Origin of the sequence: Klebsiella sp. GW_Kp182 (genome assembly GCF_040062275.1) — a bacterium.
GTDB classification, from domain to species: Bacteria; Pseudomonadota; Gammaproteobacteria; order Enterobacterales; family Enterobacteriaceae; genus Klebsiella; species Klebsiella michiganensis.
Genome location: NZ_JBEAFQ010000052.1, coordinates 1 through 21,387, shown reverse-complemented (window position 1 = coordinate 21,387; position 21,387 = coordinate 1). Strand labels below are relative to the sequence as shown.

Below are 21,387 nucleotides of genomic sequence, written 5' to 3'. Positions count from 1 at the left end.
GGGCTTCTTCTACCGGCGGGATCATACCCCCTTGCGCACCAGCGTTGCCGCCTGCATAAAAATCTCGTCCTCGACGCCATCCCCCTTCTGTCTGCCCAGCCTCACCAGTTCTTCAACAATGCTTTCCCGGTTGATTGGCCTCTGGCCAGAGACCAGGCCAATAACCGCCGCGCCAATGGCAAGACCAATCAGCCCCGTTTGCTCTTCTTTGTTCTTCATCGTTCCGCTCCGTTATGCCCGAAAAAAGTTTAGCAGCCGCATCAGCGACTGCAACCCGGGCCTCCACGGGGGTTGATACCCGCGGAATCGTCTTCAAAAGCAGTACGGATTCCGGGTCAGGCAAAGCCTGTCTCCGGCTCGTTAGCCCGTTGAGGGACGCTAAAAAGTGTGAAGTTGATCAAAAACAACAAAATGACGGGCCGAGAGGCGTATTGGTATTACGTCCGCGCCGGGGGCAGCCCGGCGCGAGAAGCGATTGTTACCACCCGATGATTAAAAGGAGAAATCAGCATGATCACTTACGATCGTAACCGCAATCCTATTACTAACGGCAGCCAGGTGATGATTAACGGGACGGGTAAAACCGGTAAAATTATCGCTATCCACGCGACGGGCTTAACGCCAGCCCAGCTGCGCCGTAATAAGACAGTCGAAGTGGAAGGGACGGAAGGTAAGTTCGAGCCCGTTGAACTGATCCGCCTTGGTCTCCACTAAGGAAGCGCAAGCCGCCGCGGCATCAGCCAGACGCCGAATATCGGCTGGCGACGCCGGGCGGTTCCCTACCGGCGCTCGGCGCCATGGCTGGTCTTCGCCTGATACATGCGCCGGTCCGCCACCGCAACGATCTCATTGAGGCTATGATGCGTTGCAGGGTCGTATTCAACGCAGCCCCAGGAAAAGGCCAGCTGCCACGGATTGCCCGCCTGTTGATTATATTCAGCAACGTTATTGCTTAGCTGCGCCATCGCGATGCCCGCCGCCTGCTGGGCAGTATTAGCAAGCAGGATAATAAACTCATCTCCGCCCTGCCTGGCAATGATATCCGACTCCCGGAAGGTGGCTTTCATCAAATCAGCCATCGCCGTCAGGGCTTTATCCCCCTGTTCATGACCCCAGGTATCGTTAATCAACTTAAAGCGATCGAGATCGATAAATACGAGGCTCGCCGGTTCATTGCGCCGCCTGGCCGTCAGCAGCGCGTACTCCGCTAACGACATAAAACCCCGGCGGTTGAACAGCCCCGTCAGCTCATCGGCGGTCGCCGCGTCGAGCACCTTGAATTCATCTTCAACGATGGCGGCCAGGTCGCTTAATATTTGTATCTCATGCACGGAAAAGGCGCGCGGCTTGTGGTCCATCAGGCAGAACGCGCCGACCGTCGCGCCGTCAGGCAGCTGTACCGGGTATCCGGCATAAAAGCGGATAAAAGGCGCTTCCGTGACCAGCGGGTTATCGTGAAAGCGCAGATCCTGCTGCAGGTCATTAACGATTAAAGGGTCGGTCTGCAGGATAGTATGCGCGCAGAACGTGATATCCCTCGGCAGGGTATCGACTTCAAGTCCGGCGCAGGATTTAACATGCAGGGTATTTTCTCCCACGAGGCTAACCGACGCCACCGGCAGATCGTAGAGCGTACGCGCAAGCCGGGTCAGGCGATCGAAACGCTCTTCTTTTCCGCTATTAAGTAATCCGGATGCCCGCAGCGATTGCAGGCGACGCAGTTCATCGGGATGGAGTCCGGCTAATTTCAATTTTTCTCTCTTACGTTATCAGGATAGATGACGCTGCGCTTATCACTGAAGCGCGCATCAGGCTGTTAACAGACGATTCACATTTGTTGTCTCATGAGTTAAGCATATTTCGCTGACTCGTCAAACGAGACATCAGGTTCGTTCCGTCGCGGCCCACTCCCTCAGCCTCTCTTTCAGCCACTGGCTCGCGCCGCGCTGCCCGCTCCGCTTGTGGGAATAGATTTTCACTTCAAACGGCGGAACCTCAAACGGTAATTCAAAGACCTTCAGCGTCGCCGCGTCAGTCATTTTTGCCGCGGCAGAGCGCGGTATCGCCATAAGCAGTTCACTTTGCGCAATAATAGCTGGCGCGCTCAGCATAGAGGGGGTTTTGATGGTGATATGCCGCGAGAAGCCCATTTTCGCAAGCTGCACGTCGAGAACGCCCTGGCTTTCATTCCACGGGGTGACTACCAGATGCTGTGCTGCCAGGTAGTCCGTCAGCGTGAGCCGGGATCGCCTGGCGCTGCTTATCGCAACATAATCATCTTTCAGCCAGCAAATCTCATCCAGCTCCGGATGCTCTGCTTCATCCAGCGCGCTAAATCCCAGCGCTAAATCCACCTCGCCGGCCAGCAGTTCCGTCAGCGCCGGACTGTGCGGCAGATAGCGCAGTTCGAAACGCAGGCCTGGCGCCTGTTGCTGTAGCCTGGGCATCAGCGTCGGGAAAACGCACTGCGCGGTGAAGTCCGTGATCGCTATCTGTAGGCAGTCGGTACTGGCTGAGGCAACAAACTTCGGCTGCGGAGTAAGCTCCTGATCTAAAAACTTGAGTGCCGAAGCGATGGAAGGCGCGAGCTGGGTGGCGTATACGCTGGGGCACATACGATGACCTTCGCGATAGAAAAGCGGGTCGTTGAGCGCGGCGCGCAGTCTGGATAGCGCGTGGCTTAACGCTGATGTGCTCATCGCCAGCTCTTCCGCCGCCAGGCGCACCGAACGATAGCGGTAGACCGCCTCAAATACCGGCAGCAGATTCAAATCAAGACGGCGAAGCGCAGGATGCATAATATTCATCATTGGGTGATTTCATTGCACTTAATTCTTCTAACCTTAACGTTTATGCTTGGCGGTATCAAACTCACGATGGCACAACAGGTACTCCAATGAATATGACCATTCGTCAGGCCCGCCCGGCGGACGCAAAAGCAATTTATGACATGATTTACGAGCTTGCGGTTTATGAAAAAGCGCCGGAGCAGGTGGTCACCACGGTAGATGAAATCCAGGCATCGCTTTTCGCCAGCGACAGCAAAACGGAAGCGCTAATCTGCGAGATTGACAATAAGGTTGCCGGGTACGCGGTGTTCTTCACCAGCTATTCCACCTGGCTCGGTCGAAACGGCATCTATATGGAAGATCTGTACGTCACTCCCGAATTTCGTGGTCGCGGCGCTGGAAAAGCGCTATTGCGAACCATCGCTCAGCTGGCGGTAAAAAGAGAGTGCGGTCGCCTGGAGTGGAGCGTGCTCGATTGGAACCAGCCGGCCATTGATTTTTATCTGAGCATTGGCGCCGTTGCGCAAAGTGAGTGGGTTCGCTATCGCCTTGACGGCGCCGCGCTTGCCGCTTTTGCTGAACGGGGCGGGAACGCCGAATAATCGGCCACCCGGCGGGCCCTTTCTGGGCCCATCTTTTCAACCCCTTGCCAATATGCCCGCGGCGTATAAAGCTGAAACAAAAAATTATTAACCCTTAATGCCCCGCCCACAACCCGCCGAATTTATTCACTTTTCCGTACACGTTTTTATCAGCATATAACGGCGCCGGAAAAATCGTTGGTTGCCCTATTCCGCCAGCTGAACTAAGCCTGGAGAAGTTTTCACCTGACAGTTCAACTGACCTGGAGATTCTTCATGAGTAAACTCGGGATTAATGGATTTGGGCGTATTGGACGTTTAGTACTGCGCCGATTACTGGAGGTTAATAGTCCTTTAGAGGTCGTCGCCATCAACGACCTCACCTCCCCTAAGGTACTGGCCTACCTGCTTAAGCATGATTCTAACTACGGACCTTTCCCGTGGAGCGTCGATTTTACTGAAGATGCGCTTATCGTTGACGGCAAAAAAATTACCGTTTATGCCGAAAAAGAGGCTCAGCATATTCCGTGGAAAGCGGTCGGTGCCGAGCTGATCGTCGAGTGTACGGGTTTTTATACCTCCGCGGAAAAAGCGCAAGCTCATCTGACCGCCGGCGCTAAAAAAGTGCTTATCTCCGCGCCCGCTGGCGATATGAAAACCATTGTCTATAACGTTAACGACGACACGCTGGAGGCAAACGATACGATTATTTCCGTGGCCTCCTGCACCACCAACTGCCTGGCGCCGATGGCGAAAGTGCTGAATGACGCCTTTGGTATTAAGGTGGGGACCATGACCACGATTCACGCCTATACCGGTACGCAATCGCTGGTTGACGGCCCCCGCGGCAAAGATCTACGCGCTTCCCGCGCGGCGGCGGAAAATATCATTCCGCATACAACCGGGGCGGCGAAAGCTATCGGGCTGGTTATTCCAGCGCTTAGCGGCAAGCTGAAGGGCCACGCCCAGCGCGTGCCGACGAAAACTGGGTCGGTAACTGAGCTGGTGTCGGTGCTGGAGAAAAAGGTCTCCGCTGAAGAAGTCAATCAGGCGATGAAAAACGCGGCGACGAACAACGAATCATTCGGTTACACCGAAGAGGAGATCGTCTCGTCGGACGTGATTGGCAGCCATTTCGGTTCCATTTATGACGCCACGCAGCTGGAGATTGCCGAGGTTGGCGATCTCCAGCTGGTGAAAACCGTCTCCTGGTACGATAACGAGTATGGCTTCGTTACCCAGCTTATCCGCGTACTGGATAAGTTCGCCAAATAAATCCCGGGGGTGGCGCAACGCGCCTTGCCCGGGCTACAGGTACGTGCGGCCTGCGTTTGGGTAGCCCGGGTAAGGCGTCAGCCGCGACCCGGGAGGCGATCTGCGGGCTGGGTAGCCCGGACAGATGCGCAGCATCGCCTCCGGGAAGCCCACCGGTTCTCTGCTGACTCAGGCCTGCAGATAGACCACCTGGGTTTGCAGATACTCATTCAGACCATGACGCCCGTCGGCGCCGCCGATGCCCGATTTACGCCATCCGGCATGGAAACCCTGCATCGCTTCGAAGTTCTCACGGTTAATATAGGTTTCACCAAACTTCAACCCTTTGATCGCCTTCATCGCGACGTTCAAATCGCGGGTATAGATTGACGACGTCAGCCCGTAATCGCTGTCGTTGGCCATCGCCAGCGCCTCTTCAAGGGTATCAAACGCCACCACCGGCAGCACCGGACCGAACGTCTCTTCATGCACGATATCCATCTCCTGGCGCACGTCCAGCAGCAGCGTCGGCGGATAGAAATAGCCCTTACCCGTCACCGCTTTCCCACCCAGGACGACGCGCGCGCCCTGGGCCACCGCTTTCGCCACCTTCTGCTCCACGCGCTCCAGCGCGGCGGCGTTAATCAACGGCCCCATTGCGATATCGTCGCGAGACGCCGGATCGCCAAACTGCACCGCCTTCAGCGCTTCGCCCAGACGGTTAACGAAGCGATCGTAAATGCCCTTTTGCACATATACGCGCTCAACGCAGTTACACACCTGCCCGCTATTAATTACGCGAGAATCCACCACTGCCTTAACCGCCAGCTCAAGATCCGCATCGTCCATCACGATAGCGGGCGCTTTACCGCCCAGCTCCAGACACACTTTGGTGATGTTTTTCGCCGCCGCGGCCATAATCTTCTCGCCCGCGGCGACGCTGCCGGTCATGCTGACCATCGCCACTTTCGGATTGCTCGCCAGCTCCTGGCCCACGGTTTCGCCGCGCCCCAGCACCAGGTTAAAGACCCCTTTCGGCAGGCCGATATCATGGACGATTTGCGCAAAAGCGATGGCGTTATTCGGCGTAAATTCACTCGGTTTAATCACGATGGTATTACCGGTAATGAGCGCCGGCGCCAGCTTGCGGGCAATCAGGAAGAACGGAAAATTCCACGGCAGAATGCCGGTGGTCACGCCCAGCGCGCGCTTGAATACCAGAATATTTTCCCCCGGCCGGTCGCTCTGTACAATTTCACCTTCATAACGGCGCGCCCATTCGGCCATATAATCCAGATAATCGGCGGTAAAGGAGACCTCCACCGCGGCCAGCTGCTGTATTTTTCCGCCCTCGGCGACGATCAGCGCGGCGATCTCCTCGGCCCGCTCGCGGATACCGGCAGCGATTTTGCGCAGCCACCCCGCTCGTTCAATCGCCGGCAGGGCTTCCCAGCCCGGCTGCGCGCGCTCAGCGGCCAGAATCGCGCGCCGGGCATCTTCCGCGCTGCCGTCGGGAATACGCGAAATCAGCGCTTCCGTCGCCGGATTGATCACATCAATCCATGCATCACCGCGGCCGGGTTCAAACTGGCCGTCAATATACATAGGGTGTTGAACGGGTGCTGTCATGGTCTGCTCCTCAGGATTATTGTTTTTAACAGGTGAATTAGATGTTAAAAATTATCGCCCATCAGGCAAAGGGACAGCATGAGCGCTTGTTTTTGTGAGATATTTCATAAAAACGGAGCAATCCGGGGCGTAAAAAATCACAATTCAATAACAGATGATGCCCGTTTGCGATATCGCTAACGCAAACGGGCAGGATGAGAGTTACCGGCTAATAGGTCCTGCGTTCGAAGGGGAAATGCGGGCTGGCTATCATGGCATGCCGCGCCATTCCCTAAGCCAGCTGACGCGCGCTTAGCGCATCGGAGAGCAGGCGGTCGTCGCGCAGCGTCTGCCACGCCTGAGCGATGTGCGGCGGAATATCCACATGAGCGATAAATCCCTTACCCAGGGGGCCGTAGCCCTGCGGGTTATCCGCCAGCCGCGGCAGTTCACCGAGGATTAGCGCCAGATAGCGCCCCACCGGCCACAGACCCGCCTCTTTCCCGCTGAACGTGACGCCGTCACGCCCGTTACACAACACCGGTGAACCGCCCGGCGCGCTGTACCACGTCGGCGCACGCGGGTCGTCTTGCCAGACGCGGGCAAATGTCGCCATCGTTCGCCGCTGCATGGTCGGATCCTGAACCACCACGCCCGTACGGTGCGCAATGCCGTTGTGCTCCAGCATCTGCCGGGTAAAACGCGCGTTCTCGCCGCAGTTGGTGGAGCGGTCTTCCACCACGATTCGTTGGCGCGGAATCGCCCAGAACTGATGGGCAATGTCGGCCAGAATATGCGCCTCGGCGCGATCGTCTACCGGAATGGTGCTGTAGCGCGGGTCATTCAACACCGACTGGTATAAAAACGAGGTGGAGTGGCCGATACCGCCGCTGATCAGCAGAGGAACGGCGTGATGCGCTGCCAGCCGGCAGGCGAAATCAATGGTCGGGATCACCGCATTGCCTGCCAGCACCACCAGCTCTATTTGCGGATCCTGCGGTAAATCATCCTGCGCCAGCCAGGCCCCCAGCTGGTTCGCCGCGGCCAGTACCGCCTCCGGCAGCGATGGAAAATGCTCTGACATGTTCTCTCCTTTTAGCGTTCTTAGCCTGACATTATCGGCCACCATCTTAGACGGTACAGCGTACTTTGGGGTAATAAAGTGCGAACAGAACACCCACGCCCGTTAAGCAACAAAGTCAACACATATACATAGCGTTTTATTCACTTTTTGAAGAGGGTCAAGATTCTGATAAATAGAGATAAAGGGTCACAACTACGGCTTTAATGCACAAAGGTGCATATTCATCCATTGATGGCCTTGTTTTCCGTTTTTTTATTCATAAAAAGCCGAACCCCAGCCGCAACGACAGCATATTCTGCATTTTTGCCAAATACCGTCCCATTAAATTGGTGATAACATTCTCGTTACAGAGTTTATAGCTGTACCTTTCCACGGTTAACAAAATAATTATCACTGCGAAACAGGACTCTTATGGAAAAGTTATCTTACGCTTCTGAAAGTAGTACATCTCCATGGACCACCTACCTGCGTCAAATCGATCGCGTTGCGCCCTATCTCGGCGATCTCGCCTACTGGATCGAAACCCTGCGCCATCCGAAACGCGCGCTGATCGTTGATATTCCGGTACAAATGGATGATGGCACTATCCGCCACTTCGAAGGCTACCGCGTCCAGCACAACCTCTCGCGTGGACCGGGTAAAGGCGGCGTGCGCTACCATCCGGATGTCGATTTGAATGAAGTGATGGCGCTTTCAGCCTGGATGACCATCAAGTGTGCGGCAGTCAATATTCCCTACGGCGGCGCCAAGGGCGGTATCCGCGTCGACCCGTTCTCACTATCAGAGGGTGAACTGGAACGTTTGACCCGTCGTTATACCAGCGAGATCGGCATTATCATCGGGCCGCAAAAAGATATTCCGGCGCCGGACGTTGGTACCAACGGTAAAGTGATGGCCTGGATGATGGATACTTACTCCATGAACCACGGCACCACCATCACCGGCGTGGTCACCGGCAAGCCTATTCACCTCGGCGGTTCGCTGGGCCGTGAAAAAGCCACCGGCCGCGGCGTATTCGTCACCGGTCGTGAAGTGGCTCGCCGCAGCGGTATCGAAATTGAGGGCGCCAAAGTCGCGCTGCAGGGTTTTGGTAACGTGGGCAGCGAAGCGGCCCGCCTGTTCGCAGGCGTCGGCGCGCGGATTGTGGTGATTCAGGACCACACCGCCACGCTGTATAACGAGGGCGGCATTGATATGGCCGCGCTGACCGCATGGCAGGCGGAGAACAAGCAAATTGCCGGCTTCCCGGGCGCCCGCGAAATTGACAAAGAAGCGTTCTGGACGACGCCGATGGATATTCTGATCCCGGCGGCGCTGGAAGGTCAGATTACGCGCGAGCGCGCGGAAACCCTCAGCTGCAAACTGGTGCTTGAAGGCGCTAACGGCCCGACCTATCCGGAAGCGGACGACGTGCTGGCCGAGCGCGGCATCGTGGTGGTGCCGGACGTTATTTGTAATGCCGGCGGCGTCACCGTGAGCTACTTCGAATGGGTGCAGGATATGGCCAGCTTCTTCTGGAGCGAAGAAGAGATCAACGCCAAAATGGACCGTATCATGACCGATGCGATCGTTCACGTTTACGAAAAAGCGGTGGAAAAAGCGTGCTCTTTACGTACCGCCGCCTATATCGTGGCCTGTGAGCGAATTCTGATGGCGCGTAAAGATCGCGGTATTTATCCGGGATAATCCCCCTTCTCAGCCCGGTTAATGCCGGGCTGAGATCAGAACTCTCTTCCCCCCTCCCAAAGCATCTTCCACAATAAACGCACATACCGTTAACCTGTTTTTATCAATCAGGCTTGAATTCTCGTTCTGGTCAGGCAAAAATCATTAGAGCTCTAACGATATTGCAGACTGACCTATGGATAACCGACAGCTTAACTTTTCCCATCTTTTATATCTGACCGCCCACCACTGGCGCCTGGCGGTCAACCGTCGGCTCAAGGACCTCGGCATGAGCCAGGCCAGCTGGGTCGCCGTTTCCGCCATCGCGCGCAACGAAAAGCCGCTATCGCAAAGCGAGCTGGCCCAGGAGCTCGGCGTCGAAAGCGCAACCCTCGTACCGCTGCTCAACCGGCTGGTCGATCTCGGTCTGGTCGAGCGGGTGAAAACCGAACGCGACAAGCGTAAACGACTGCTGATCGCTACCGCCAAAGGCCTTGAGGTGTATCAGCAGGTGAAAACGGTGGCCGATGATTTGCGGGAGGAGATCCTTACCGCCATTACCCCCGAAGAGCAGCGGCAGACGCAGCGGGTACTGGAGAAGCTGCTGCGCGAGGTTGAGAAAAAATAATGCCGCGTCGTCACGCTAATCCCTATGTTCCTCACGACTGGGCCCCGCACGAAAAACCGGCGATCCTCGGCTCGCCGTCGACCCCCATTCACAGTACGCCAAAACGTATTGCCTACGGGATCGTCGGGCTGCTGGTCTGCCTGACGGGCGCGCTCGGCAACGCGGTGGTAACCGCCAATCTGCAGCTGTTGCAGGGTACCTTTGCCGCCTGGTCAACCGAGATTGCCTGGCTCCCGGCGGTCTACGTGATGACCAACGTCTCCATCAACCTGCTGCTGGTGAAGTTTCGCCAGCAGTTCGGCCTGCGCGCTTTTACCGAGGGTTTTCTCGTTCTCTACGTGCTGGTGACCTTTTTCCACCTGTTCGTTAACGACCTCAGTTCAGCGCTGATGGTGCGCGCCGCCCACGGCATGGTAGCCGCAGCGCTAAGCTCGCTGGGGATTTATTATCAGGTGCAGGCCTGGCCCGCCCGCCATCGGCTCAAAGCGCTGACCATCGGCATCACCGGTTCATCCCTGGCGATCCCGCTGGCGCGCCTGTTCTCAACCGAGCTGCTGCAAATCGACGAGTGGCGCGGGCTGTACTTCTTTGAGCTGGGGCTGGCGCTGGTGTCGCTGGCCTGCGTGATCGCCCTCAAGCTGCCGCCAAGCGATCGTAAAAAGGTGTTTGAGAAGAAAGACTTCATCACCTTCTTCCTGCTGGCGCCGGGGATGGCGCTGGTCACCGCGGTGCTGTCGCTGGGACGACTGGACTGGTGGTTTGAAGCGCCGTGGATCGGCTGGGCGCTGGCGGGCGCGGTGGTGCTGATTGTCTCCGCGATTGCCTTTGAGCATAACCGCAGCAACCCGCTGCTCAATATCAAATGGCTCTCCAGCGGCAGTATTCTGCGTCTCGGGCTGATTATGCTGCTGATCCGCATCGTGCTGGCGGAGCAGAATACCGGCGTTATCGGCTGGCTGCAGTACGTCGGTTTGCAGAATGAACAGATGACCAACCTGGCATGGTCAATTTTTGCCGGGATCGTCTGCGGCATCGTCGCCAGCTGCCTGACGCTCAACCCGCAGCGCCTCTACTGGCCCACCGCCACGGCGCTGGCGTTGATTATGGTTGCCTCACTGCTCGACAGCCAGTCGACGATCCTCACGCGACCGGAGCAGCTGATGTTCAGCCAGTTTCTGCTGGGCTTCGGCAGCGCCTTTTTCCTCGCCCCGGCGATGCTGGCGGGGATTGGCGGCGTCATTGCCGACCAGCGCAACCTGGTGAGCTTCTCGGTGCTGTTCGGCATGAGCCAGAATATCGGCGGCCTGCTGGGTTCCGCTATTCTCGGCACCTTTCAGACCTGGCGGGAGAAGTTTCACTCCAGCCAGCTCGCCGACCAGCTTACCACGCTCAATCCGCTGATTACCGAGCGTTTGCAGCAGTACAGCCAGATGTATCAAAGCCAGATTGGCGACAGCACGTTGCTCAACGTTCAGGCCACCACGCTGCTGCAAAACGCCGCCACCCTGCAGGCCAATATTCTCGCTTACAATGATACCTATCTGCTGACGGCGGCGATTTCAGCCGCCACGCTGGTATGGGTTTTCTGGCGCTTAATAAGATTACGTATTACCGCTCGTATCGCGCTGAAGCGCGCGACGGGAAGCAAATAAAAATTTTCACTCTGGAGTTATTATGAGTCAGCAGGATGCGGCCAAACAGCAGGCCAATACCCGAAATAATATTCGCATCGTCTCTATTTTTACCGCCGCCGCCATTGGCATCGTTGGCGTACTGGTTATTCTCTACGCCTGGCAGCTGCCGCCGTTTACCCGAGAAAGCCAGTTTACTGATAACGCCTACGTTCGCGGGCAAACCACGTTTATCAGCCCGCAGGTCAACGGTTATATCACCGAGGTTAAGGTCCAGGATTTTAATCAGGTAAAAGCCGGCGACGTGCTGTTTCAAATCGACGACCGCATCTATAAGCAGCGCGTCCATCAGGCGGAAGCTCAGCTGGCGATGAAAGAGGCGGCGCTGAAGAACAATCAGCAGCAGCGTAAAAGCGCCGAAGCGGTCATCACCCGTAACGAAGCGGCGCTGCAAAACGCCCGCGCGCAGAATCTGAAAACCCAGGCGGATTTAAAACGCGTTCAGGAGCTGACCGCCGACGGCTCGTTATCGATTCGCGAACGCGATTCCGCCCGCGCCAGCGCGGCGCAGGGCACCGCGGATATCGAGCAGGCCAAAGCAACGCTGGAGATGTCGCGCCAGGATTTGCAATCAACCATCGTTAATCGTGACTCGCTGCTCGCCGACGTCGCCAATGCGAAAGCCGCGCTGGAGCTGGCGCAGATAGACCTGCAAAACACCCGTATTATCGCGCCGACGGACGGTCAGCTTGGGCAAATCTCCGTTCGCCTTGGCGCATACGTGACCGCCGGGACGCATTTGACCTCGCTGGTGCCGCCGCAGCACTGGCTGATCGCTAACCTGAAAGAGACCCAGCTGGCCCAGGTGCGCGTCGGACAGCCGGTGACCTTTACCGTGGATGCGCTGAACAGCGAGAAATTCACCGGTACGGTGCAGAGCATCTCCCCGGCGACCGGCGTGGAGTTCAGCGCTATTTCGCCAGATAACGCCACCGGTAACTTTGTCAAAATCGCCCAGCGCATTCCGGTACGCATCGCCGTTGATGAGGGGCAGAAAAACGGCCAGCGCCTGCGGCCGGGCATGTCGGTGCAGGTCACCATCGATACCCGTGCGGAGGAGCAGCAATGATCCGTCCGCTCGCTCTCGCCGTTATGCTTGCGCTGGCCGGCTGCCAGTCCGCCGACGTTCAACGGGCCGCGCCCGGGCTGCAGATCCCCGCCGCCTGGCGGGCGGATGTCGGCCCCTCCAGCCCGGTTGAGGGCGTGTGGTGGCGCAACTTCCACGACAGCACGCTCAATCTCTACGTTGACCAGGCGCTGCGCTACAACAGCGACGTGCTGATAGCCCGCGAACGGGTCAACGAGTACCAGGCGCGGGCTTACGCCGCCGATAGCAGCCTGTTTCCCTCCCTTGACGCCGGATTGACCGGCACCCGCGCGCGGTCACAGTCGGCCGCTACCGGCCTGCCGGTCCACAGTACGGTGTATAAAGGCGCGCTAACCGCCAGCTACGATGTTGATCTCTGGGGAGTAAACCGCAGCGCCGCCAGCGCGGCGCAAGCCAGCCTGGAGGCGCAAAAGGCGGCTGCCGCAGCGGCGAATCTGACCGTCGCCTCTTCGGTAGCGGCCGGCTATATCACCCTGCTCTCGCTGGATGAACAGCTGCGGGTGACGCAGCAAACGTTAAAATCGCGCGAAGATGCCTTCAACCTGGCGAAGCGCCAGTTTGAGACGGGCTATACCTCACGCCTGGAGCTGATGCAGGCGGACTCCGAACTGCGCTCCACGCGCGCGCAAATTCCGCCGCTGCGCCACCAAATCGCCCAGCAGGAAAATGCGCTCAGCCTTCTGCTCGGCGCCAATCCGGACGCCGTTAAGCGCAACGCGTTCGCGCAGCTGTCGCCGCTATCGCTACCTTCCCAGCTGCCGTCAACCCTGCTCAACCGCCGACCGGATATCGTTCAGGCCCAGCGTCAGCTGGTGGCCGCCGACGCCACCCTGGCGTCATCGCAGGCGCAGCTGCTGCCGTCCATTAACCTTACCGCCACCGGCAGCCTGCAGGATCGCACCCTGCCCGACCTGCTGGATAATCCGCTACGCTTATGGAGCCTCGGCGGCAGCATTCTGGCGCCGCTGCTCAACCGCCAGGCGCTGAATGCCCAGGTGGACGTTTCGATGGCCCAGCGCAATCAGGCGCTGTTTAGCTATGAGAAAACGGTACGCGGCGCGTTTAAAGAGGTGAATGACAGTCTCGATGCCATCGGCCGCTACGGCGAGCAGCTGGCGGAGCTGCAGGCGCAGGAGAAGGTGGCCCAGGAGACGCTGCGCATCGCGCAAAACCGCTATCGCAACGGCTACTCTTCCTATCTGGACGTGCTGGACGCCCAGCGCACGCTGTTTTCCACCCAGCTCAGCGTGGTACAGGTGAAAAACAACCTGCTGCTGGCGCAAGTTGATTTGTACCGGTCGCTGGGAGGCGGCTGGTCTGATTCATCAGGGATGTAATACGGGAAATCTGACATGCAACAACAGTGGTCGGCAGTAGATAATTATCTCGTGACAGCGTTAATCCCCACCGATCCGCTACTCAGCCAGGTTCTGGAGAATAACCAGCGCGCCGGGCTTCCGGCTATCGACGTTGCCGCTAATCAGGGGCAGTTTCTGGCCCTGCTGGTGCGCATGACGGGCGCCAGACGCATCCTCGAGATTGGCACGCTCGGCGGCTACAGCACCATCTGGATGGCCAGAGAATTGCCCGCCGATGGCGAATTACTTACCCTGGAGGCCGACGCGCATCATGCCGCCGTCGCCCGCGAGAACCTGCGCCTGGCGGGCGTGGACGATCGCGTTGCGGTGCTGGAAGGTCCGGCGCTGACCAGCCTCGAAACGCTGGGAGAACGCCTGCCGTTCGATCTCATTTTTATCGATGCGGATAAGCCCAATAATCCCCACTATCTGCGCTGGGCGTTACGCTATTCCCGTCCGGGGACAGTGATTGTGGGCGATAACGTGGTGCGCGATGGCGAAGTGACGAATCCGGATAGCGCGGATGATCGGGTGCAGGGCGTCAGAGCGTTTATCGACATGATGGGCAGCGACCCGCGACTGACGGTCACGGCCCTGCAAACCGTGGGCAGCAAAGGCTGGGATGGGTTCACCCTCGCGTGGGTGAACGCCTGACGCTATCCGCCCTTCCCGGCAGCCTGCGCCACCGGGGAAAGCGGCGGCCTAGGCCGTAATCTGCTCCATTGCCTGCAGTACCCGCTTGTCGGAAATCGGATACGGCGTGCCGAGCTGCTGGGCGAACAGGCTGACGCGCAGCTCTTCAATCATCCAGCGGATCTCCTGCACGTCGTCATCCTGACGGCGCTGAGGCGGCAGCTTATTCAGCCACTGCTGCCACGCCTGCTGGATGCTCTCCACTTTAAGCATCTGCGCGCGGTCGCGGTGCGGATCGATGGCCATTTTCTCCAGCCGTTTTTCAATCGCCTGCAGATAGCGCAGCGTGTCTCCAAGGCGGCGGAAGCCGTTACCGGTGACGAAACCGCGATACACCAGCCCGCTCATCTGCGATTTGATATCCGACAGCCCCAGCGCCATGGTCATATCCACGCGCCCTTTCAGGCGTTTGTTGACGTTAAAGACCGCGGTCAGGATCTGTTCGACCTGTTTGGCAATGTCCACAACCGTCTCGTTCAGCTCGGCGCGCACCTTTTCATGCAGCGCGGCAAAGCCCTCTTCGCTCCATACCGGGCCGCCCGCTTCGTCAATCAGCTTATCCACGCCGCAGGCGATGCAGTCATCGATCAGATCCAGCACTTTACCGTAGGGGTTGAAATAGAGCCCCAGCTTGGCTTTATTCGGCAGCTTTTCGTGCAGATACTTTATCGGCGACGGGATATTCAGCAGCAGCAGGCGGCGCAGGCCGCGCCACATCTCCTGCTGCTGCTCCAGCGGATTATCAAACAGCTTGATGGCCACGCTGTCGCGTTCGTCCACCAGCGCCGGCCAGGCCTTAACTTTGTAGTTACCGCGCTTCTGCTCGTAGCTCTCCGGAAGCCGGCCAAAGCTCCAGATATGCAGCCCGCTCTGCTCGATACCGTCATCGGCGACCGCGGACAGCGTCTCCTGCACCTTACCTTTCAGCGCATCTTTCAGATCCTGCAGCGAACGCCCTTCCTGCAGCTTCTTGTTTTTCTCGTCCACCACCCGAAAAGTGATTTTCAGGTGATCGGGCACCTGATCCCATTGCCAGGCCTCGCGGTCGATAGTCACGCCGGTCATCCGCCGCAGCTCGCGCTCCAGTGAATCCAGCAGCGGCAGCTCCAGCGGCGTCGCGCGGCCGAGAAATGCTTCCGCGTAGTTTGGCGCCGGGACAAAATTGCGGCGCACCGGCTTCGGCAGCGATTTAATCAGGGCGATAACCAGCTCCCGGCGCAGCCCCGGGATCTGCCACTCAAACCCGGCCTCTTCCACCTGGTTGAGCAGCGGCAGCGGAATATGCACCGTCACGCCGTCGGCGTCGGCGCCCGGCTCGAACTGATAGGTCAGACGCAGCTTGAGGTTGCCCTGATGCCAGAAGTTCGGATAGTCGAGCTTGCTGACCTGCTCCGCGCCTTCCTTAATCAGCATGCTCTTTTCAAAGTTGAGCAGATCCGGCGTCTCGCGGCTGGCCTGCTTCCACCATTTATCAAAGTGGCGCGCGGAGATGACGTCATGGCTGATGCGCTGGTCGTAGAACTCAAACAGCGTTTCGTCATCGACGAGAATGTCGCGACGGCGCGATTTATGCTCCAGCTCTTCAATTTCGTTGCGCAGCTTCAGGTTTTCGCGGAAGAAAGCGTGGCGAGTCTGCCAGTCGCCCTCCACCAGCGCGTGACGAATAAACAGCTCGCGGCATAGCGCCGGGTCAATCTGGCTGTAGTTGACCTTGCGGGCAGCGACAATCGGCAGGCCGTAAACGGTCACTTTCTCCGTCGCCATCACCGCGCCCTGCCCGCGCTCCCAGTGGGGTTCGCTGTACGAGCGTTTGATCAGATGCTGCGCCACCGGCTCGACCCACTCCGGCTCAATGCGCGCGGCGATGCGCCCCCACAGGCGGCTGGTTTCCACCAGTTCGGCGACCATCGTCCATTTCGGCGGCTTTTTAAACAGCCCCGATCCGGGGAAGATGGAGAAGCGGGCGTTGCGCGCGCCGGTAAACTCCTGCTTGTCGGCGTCTTTCATACCGATGTGCGACAGCAGACCGGTCAGCAGCGCGGTGTGAATTTCGCGATACTCCGCCGGCTCGCTATTGACCGGCAGGCCGAGCTCTTTGACCACCTGACGCAGCTGGGTGTAGATATCCTGCCACTCGCGCACGCGCAGGTAGTTGAGAAAATCGACCCGGCACTGGCGGCGGAACTGGTTCGAGGAGAGCGCTTTTTGCTGCTCGCCCAGGTAGTTCCACAGGTTGACGAACGCCAGGAAGTCGGACTCTTTGTCGTGGAAGCGGCGGTGTTTCTCGTCGGACGCCTGCTGCTTGTCCATTGGCCGCTCGCGCGGATCCTGAATAGAGAGCGCCGAGGTGATAATCATCGCCTCGCGCACGCAGCCGTGTTTTTGCGCTTCCAGCACCATGCGCGCCAGACGCGGGTCCACCGGTAGCTGGCTCAGCTGGCGGCCCATCGGCGTCAGCTTATAGGCGGTCTGCTGTTCGTCAGTGGTAATCGCTCCCAGCTCTTCCAGCAGGCGCACGCCGTCCTGAATATTGCGTTTGTCCGGCGCTTCAACGAACGGGAACGCGGCAATATCGCCGAGCCCGAGCGCGGTCATTTGCAGAATAACCGACGCCAGGTTGGTGCGCAGAATCTCCGGGTCGGTAAACTCCGGACGCGACAGGAAGTCGTCTTCAGAATAAAGACGAATACAGATCCCTTCGGAGACGCGGCCGCAGCGGCCCTTGCGCTGGTTAGCCGACGCCTGGGAAACCGGCTCAATCGGCAGGCGCTGTACTTTGGTCCGGAAGCTGTAGCGGCTGATACGCGCGGTGCCTGGATCGATAACGTACTTGATGCCCGGCACGGTCAGCGAGGTTTCCGCGACGTTGGTGGCCAGCACTATCCGCCGCCCGCTGTGGGCCTGGAACACGCGATTCTGTTCGCTGTTGGACAGTCGCGCATACAGCGGCAGCACTTCGGTATGGCGCAGATTCAGCTTATTGAGCGCATCGGCGGTATCGCGAATTTCGCGCTCGCCGCTCATAAAAATGAGGATATCGCCGGGGCTTTCGCGCCCGAGCTCATCAACGGCGTCGAAAATCGCCTGCAGCTGATCGCGCTCGGTGTCGTCGGCGTCTTCAACGATGGGTCGATAGCGCACTTCTACCGGGTAAGTGCGCCCGGACACTTCGATAATCGGGGCGTTGTTAAAGTGGCGCGAGAAGCGTTCCGGATCGATGGTCGCCGAGGTGATAATAATTTTCAGATCCGGGCGACGGGGCAGCAGTTCCCGCAAATAACCGAGCAGGAAGTCGATATTGAGGCTGCGTTCGTGCGCTTCATCGATAATGATGGTGTCATACTGCATCAGCAGCCGGTCCTGCTGGATTTCCGCCAGCAGAATACCGTCGGTCATCAGCTTAACCATGGTGTTATCGCTGACGTGGTCGCTAAAGCGGACTTTATAGCCGATGCAGCCGCCGGGCTCCGTTTGCAGCTCTTCGGCGATACGGTTGGCGACGGTACGCGCGGCCAGGCGACGCGGCTGCGTATGGCCAATTAAGCCTTTAACGCCGCGCCCCAGCTCCATACAAATTTTTGGCAGCTGGGTGGTTTTCCCCGACCCGGTTTCCCCCGCCACAATTACCACCTGGTGATCGCGAACGGCTTCGAGAATCTCCTGTTTTTTCTGGCTAACCGGCAGGTTTTCCGGATAAGCGATCGCCGGCCGCGCGGCTTCGCGCAGCAGGACTCTCCCTGCCGCCTGTTCAATTTCTTGCGCCATCTCCTGAAGAATGGCCTGTTGGGCATCAGGATTTTTAACCTTCTTCACGCCGTGCAGGCGACGGGCGAAGCGCGACTTATCGCGCAGCATCAGGCCATCAAGCCGTTCAAAGAGCGATGAGAAGGTTATTTTTTGTTGTTCTGTCATAGCGTTATCGGGCAGCGCACTGCCGGGAAAAATCTCTTTTGAAGTATTGCGTTAGAGTACCACATCCGCGCATTTCGTGCCTTGTTCAAAAAAACTGAATACAGAGTTCGATTTATTGCGCTTTCTCTGTGGCATGATTGTGAATAGAGTGTCAACAAGCACCAGGGCATCGGCCCGTCAATCACATTAAAAAAGGAAACACCCATGAGCAAAGTATTAGTTCTGAAATCCAGTATTCTGGCAGGGTACTCGCAATCTGGTCAGCTGTCCGACTATTTTGTTGAACAATGGCGTGAAAAGCACGCGGAAGACGTTATCACCGTGCGCGACCTGGCTGCAAACCCAATTCCGGTACTGGACGGTGAGCTGGTTGGCGCTCTGCGTCCGAGCGACGCGCCGCTGACGCCGCGTCAGCAGGAAGCGCTGGCGCTTTCTGACGAACTGATCGCTGAACTGCAGGCGAACGATGTGATTGTTATCGCGGCGCCGATGTACAACTTCAACATCCCGACCCAGCTGAAAAACTACTTCGACCTGGTGGCGCGCGCTGGCGTGACCTTCCGCTACACCGAGAAAGGGCCGGAAGGTCTGGTGAAAGGTAAACGTGCGGTTGTCGTCACCAGCCGCGGCGGTATCCATAAAGATACCCCGACCGATCTGGTGACCCCTTACCTCTCCACCTTCCTCGGCTTTATCGGCATTACCGATGTGAACTTCGTGTTTGCTGAAGGCATCGCCTACGGCCCGGAAGTCGCAGCGAAAGCGCAGTCTGATGCGAAAGCCGCTATCGACAGCGTTGTAGCCGCGTAAGAGTTGACTCCTCCCGCTTCCCGGCGGGAGGAGAGTTTCATTTTTTCTCGTAGCGCAAATACCCCACCACGCCACCGCCGCCATCTTTCGGATGATTCACGCCGTCGTTGACCTCCACGCAGGGAAAATCGAAGGGCGACACGCCGTCAATGCAGGCCACATTCACGCCGTACTGCTGCGGGTTTGAACGCCGCTGATGAAAGGTGTAGATCCCGCATACCGAGCAGAAAAAGTGCACGGCTTGACCGGTATTAAAACGATACTCCGTGAGCTTATCCCGTCCGCGCACCACCTCTATTCCTGAAAGCGGCGCGGAGACCGCAACCGCCCCACGCATCCGGCAATATGAACAGTTACAGCGGCGAACGGTGTTGAAACCATCGCTAAGCTCAACGGTAAACGCCACCGCGCCGCAGTGGCACTGAGCGGATAATTTCTCTGCCATGATTTTGCCCCTCAGGATGATGATTTCGGCCGCAAATTCTCGTCAAAGATCAGCCGCTTTCTGTCCGACTCTGCTTCTTTGAGCGGTTCCACCTGATGCAGCGTCTGTTTGCAGCGCTCCACCAGCACCTGATACTCCCGCGTCCCCTGCTTCTTCCAGGCCAGCTCCTGTTCACTTAATGTACGAATGGCTTTTGCCGGACTGCCGACAATCAGATGGTTGGCGGGCATTTCAGCGTTGGCTTTCACAAAGGCCGAAGCGCCGACGATGCTGTTTTCCCCAATCCTGGCCCCGTCAATAATCACCGCGCTCATCCCCACCAGCGCGTTGCGGCCGATGGTGCAGCCGTGCAGAATCGCGCCGTGGCCGATATGTCCCTCTTCTTCCACCACCGTGTCCTGGCCGGGAAAGCCGTGCATCACGCAGTTATCCTGGATGTTAGCGCCATCTTTCACCACGATACGGCCAAAATCGCCGCGCAGGCTGGCGTTAGGGCCGACGTAGACCCCTTTGCCGAGGATCACGTCGCCAATCAGCACGGCGGTGGGATGAACATAGCTTTCGTCCGGTACAACCGGCGTCATACCGTCAATCTGATAAATGGGCATGGTGCCTCCTTATACGCCCGACAGCCCGCCGAAGCGCTGGAAATAGAGCGGCCCCGGCGCGGGAAGTTCCCCCACCGAGCTTTCGCCCTTCTCGCCGACAAACGCCAGCGCGCCGGGCGCAACGCGTTGATAAATATTGATGCACAGCTGGCGCGCGGTTTGTCCGGCCCAGTGCGCGGGGAGCAGTTCTTCGGGCAGCAGCGGATCTTTCAGCACCACCCGGCGATAGAAGTGAATCAGCAGGAGCTGAATTTGAAAGCAGCGTTCAGGCGTCAGCTCCGCGGGCTCGCAGTCGCGAAGCAGCGGCAGCAGCGGTCGAAACAGGGCGATAAACGTTTCATACATCGCGTTCTGGTCGGTAAGATGCCAGCACTCTTCAACGCGAGCGCGCAGCGCCGCCCGGGAGAGCGCCAGCGGGGAATGCGCTTCGAAGCAGATAACGTTTTCCGCTACGCCCGCTTCGTGCAGCAGAGATTGCACGTCCGCCAGCTTCTGCGATGGCGAAGCCAGCAGGCTCGGCGCCAGCGCGCCAAATCCCTGCCACAGCAGCTGTTTTTTGACTTCCGCCAGAGTGCTCTTCTCCAGCCCTTCCGACAGCAGCAGTAGCCAGGTACCGTCCCACTCCGGGGCGCTGGCGCGATAGATTTTATGCTCCGCCCGGCGGGTCAGGCGCAGGCCTTTGTCGCTGAGGCGGTAGAAGCTGCGGCGGCCAATGCGCACCACATCGAGCCACTCTTCTTTATTCAGGCGGAACAGCGCGGTACGCACGAATCGTTCGCCGAATCCGAGCCCTTCCAGCAGCGCCGCCACGCTGCCGAGCCAGACCTCTCCGCCGCGCTGGAGCAAGGCGTCGCCGTATAAAGAAGCAATAAGCGAGGTCCCGCTAATGGGCATCGCGGCGACGGCCTGTTGAATAAAGGTGTCGAGTTTACTCATCTGATTCATTCTGTTGTGATTTTTGTCCTTTTTGAATCATAGCACAGGAAATCCCGGAGGCGGTGCTGGCGCACCTGTCCGGGCGACCGGCCCGCAGACGACGGTGAATACGTAGCCCGGCTAAGCGCAGCGCGAGCCGGGAACAGGCAGAGCTGATACATGAACCCCGGCACACTCCCCGGGTCGCGGCGTAAACGCCTTACCCGGGCTACCGGCC

The 21,387-nt window shown here is 58.3% G+C and carries 19 protein-coding genes; 10 read left to right on the top strand and 9 right to left on the bottom strand.

All coding sequences use genetic code 11. The features are described from left to right. Window positions 1-21: 21 nt before the first annotated feature. Window positions 22-219, bottom strand: a complete 198-nt coding sequence (locus tag ABLU88_RS22315; protein ID WP_122117060.1) for a hypothetical protein — start codon at window positions 217-219, stop codon at window positions 22-24. A 291-nt stretch (window positions 220-510) separates the two neighbouring features. Here ABLU88_RS22315 and ydfZ point away from each other — a divergent pair, with 291 nt between their 5' ends. Then, complete coding sequence (ydfZ, locus tag ABLU88_RS22310) at window positions 511-714, top strand: putative selenium delivery protein YdfZ (RefSeq protein WP_004850536.1); 204 nt, start codon at window positions 511-513, stop codon at window positions 712-714. 65 nt (window positions 715-779) lie between these two features. Here the strand turns inward: ydfZ and ABLU88_RS22305 are convergent, their stop codons facing one another. Continuing rightward, window positions 780-1,751 (bottom strand): sensor domain-containing diguanylate cyclase, encoded by a 972-nt coding sequence (locus tag ABLU88_RS22305; protein ID WP_014229205.1) that lies wholly within the window; start codon window positions 1,749-1,751, stop codon window positions 780-782. 132 nt (window positions 1,752-1,883) lie between these two features. Continuing rightward, entirely contained in the window at window positions 1,884-2,807 is a 924-nt protein-coding gene (locus ABLU88_RS22300; RefSeq protein ID WP_162557344.1) for a LysR family transcriptional regulator, read from the bottom strand. An 89-nt stretch (window positions 2,808-2,896) separates the two neighbouring features. Between ABLU88_RS22300 and ABLU88_RS22295 the strand changes: the two genes are divergently transcribed. Further along, window positions 2,897-3,391 carry a GNAT family N-acetyltransferase gene (locus tag ABLU88_RS22295; RefSeq protein ID WP_014838362.1) on the top strand — a complete coding sequence of 165 codons (495 nt, stop codon included), beginning with the start codon at window positions 2,897-2,899 and terminating at the stop codon, window positions 3,389-3,391. Between the two features lie 255 nt (window positions 3,392-3,646). After that, window positions 3,647-4,645, top strand: a complete 999-nt coding sequence (gene gap / locus ABLU88_RS22290) for a type I glyceraldehyde-3-phosphate dehydrogenase (protein WP_004850532.1) — start codon at window positions 3,647-3,649, stop codon at window positions 4,643-4,645. 168 nt (window positions 4,646-4,813) lie between these two features. On the opposite strand, the gene aldA is transcribed toward gap, so the two are convergent. Both aldA and ABLU88_RS22280 read right to left on the bottom strand, forming a co-directional pair. Further along, window positions 4,814-6,253: an aldehyde dehydrogenase gene (gene aldA / locus ABLU88_RS22285; RefSeq protein WP_032719013.1), complete on the bottom strand. Its 1,440-nt coding sequence runs from the start codon at window positions 6,251-6,253 to the stop codon at window positions 4,814-4,816. Window positions 6,254-6,524: 271 nt separating this feature from the next. Then, window positions 6,525-7,316 (bottom strand): YdcF family protein, encoded by a 792-nt coding sequence (locus ABLU88_RS22280; RefSeq protein ID WP_025107911.1) that lies wholly within the window; start codon window positions 7,314-7,316, stop codon window positions 6,525-6,527. 411 nt (window positions 7,317-7,727) lie between these two features. On the opposite strand from ABLU88_RS22280, the gene ABLU88_RS22275 reads away from it, so the two are divergent. From ABLU88_RS22275 to ABLU88_RS22250, 6 genes are all read left to right on the top strand, one after another. Continuing rightward, window positions 7,728-9,002: a Glu/Leu/Phe/Val dehydrogenase gene (locus tag ABLU88_RS22275; protein WP_014229200.1), complete on the top strand. Its 1,275-nt coding sequence runs from the start codon at window positions 7,728-7,730 to the stop codon at window positions 9,000-9,002. 175 nt (window positions 9,003-9,177) lie between these two features. Further along, entirely contained in the window at window positions 9,178-9,609 is a 432-nt protein-coding gene (locus ABLU88_RS22270) for a MarR family transcriptional regulator (protein ID WP_014229199.1), read from the top strand. Beyond that, entirely contained in the window at window positions 9,609-11,261 is a 1,653-nt protein-coding gene (locus tag ABLU88_RS22265; protein ID WP_014229198.1) for an MFS transporter, read from the top strand. The genes ABLU88_RS22270 and ABLU88_RS22265 overlap by 1 nt, the downstream gene beginning before the upstream one ends. A gap of 22 nt (window positions 11,262-11,283) precedes the next feature. Next, complete coding sequence (locus ABLU88_RS22260) at window positions 11,284-12,369, top strand: HlyD family secretion protein (RefSeq protein WP_014229197.1); 1,086 nt, start codon at window positions 11,284-11,286, stop codon at window positions 12,367-12,369. Next, window positions 12,366-13,745 (top strand): efflux transporter outer membrane subunit, encoded by a 1,380-nt coding sequence (locus ABLU88_RS22255; protein ID WP_025107915.1) that lies wholly within the window; start codon window positions 12,366-12,368, stop codon window positions 13,743-13,745. Before ABLU88_RS22260 ends, ABLU88_RS22255 begins: the two co-directional genes overlap by 4 nt. Window positions 13,746-13,760: 15 nt before the next feature. After that, on the top strand, window positions 13,761-14,420 hold the full coding sequence (locus tag ABLU88_RS22250) for an O-methyltransferase (protein ID WP_348837989.1): 660 nt from the start codon (window positions 13,761-13,763) through the stop codon (window positions 14,418-14,420). 48 nt (window positions 14,421-14,468) lie between these two features. Here the strand turns inward: ABLU88_RS22250 and hrpA are convergent, their stop codons facing one another. Further along, on the bottom strand, window positions 14,469-18,371 hold the full coding sequence (gene hrpA, locus ABLU88_RS22245; RefSeq protein WP_209419960.1) for an ATP-dependent RNA helicase HrpA: 3,903 nt from the start codon (window positions 18,369-18,371) through the stop codon (window positions 14,469-14,471). A 204-nt stretch (window positions 18,372-18,575) separates the two neighbouring features. On the opposite strand from hrpA, the gene azoR reads away from it, so the two are divergent. Beyond that, window positions 18,576-19,181, top strand: a complete 606-nt coding sequence (gene azoR / locus ABLU88_RS22240; RefSeq protein WP_014229193.1) for an FMN-dependent NADH-azoreductase — start codon at window positions 18,576-18,578, stop codon at window positions 19,179-19,181. Between the two features lie 37 nt (window positions 19,182-19,218). On the opposite strand, the gene ABLU88_RS22235 is transcribed toward azoR, so the two are convergent. The 3 genes from ABLU88_RS22235 to paaX are packed head-to-tail and all read right to left on the bottom strand — an operon-like array spanning window position 19,219 to window position 21,170. Continuing rightward, window positions 19,219-19,629 (bottom strand): GFA family protein, encoded by a 411-nt coding sequence (locus ABLU88_RS22235; protein WP_086074107.1) that lies wholly within the window; start codon window positions 19,627-19,629, stop codon window positions 19,219-19,221. Window positions 19,630-19,637: 8 nt separating this feature from the next. Further along, window positions 19,638-20,234: a phenylacetic acid degradation protein PaaY gene (paaY, locus tag ABLU88_RS22230; RefSeq protein WP_014838356.1), complete on the bottom strand. Its 597-nt coding sequence runs from the start codon at window positions 20,232-20,234 to the stop codon at window positions 19,638-19,640. 9 nt (window positions 20,235-20,243) lie between these two features. Continuing rightward, window positions 20,244-21,170: a phenylacetic acid degradation operon negative regulatory protein PaaX gene (paaX, locus tag ABLU88_RS22225; protein ID WP_009652999.1), complete on the bottom strand. Its 927-nt coding sequence runs from the start codon at window positions 21,168-21,170 to the stop codon at window positions 20,244-20,246. Between the last annotated feature and the right edge of the window lie 217 nt (window positions 21,171-21,387).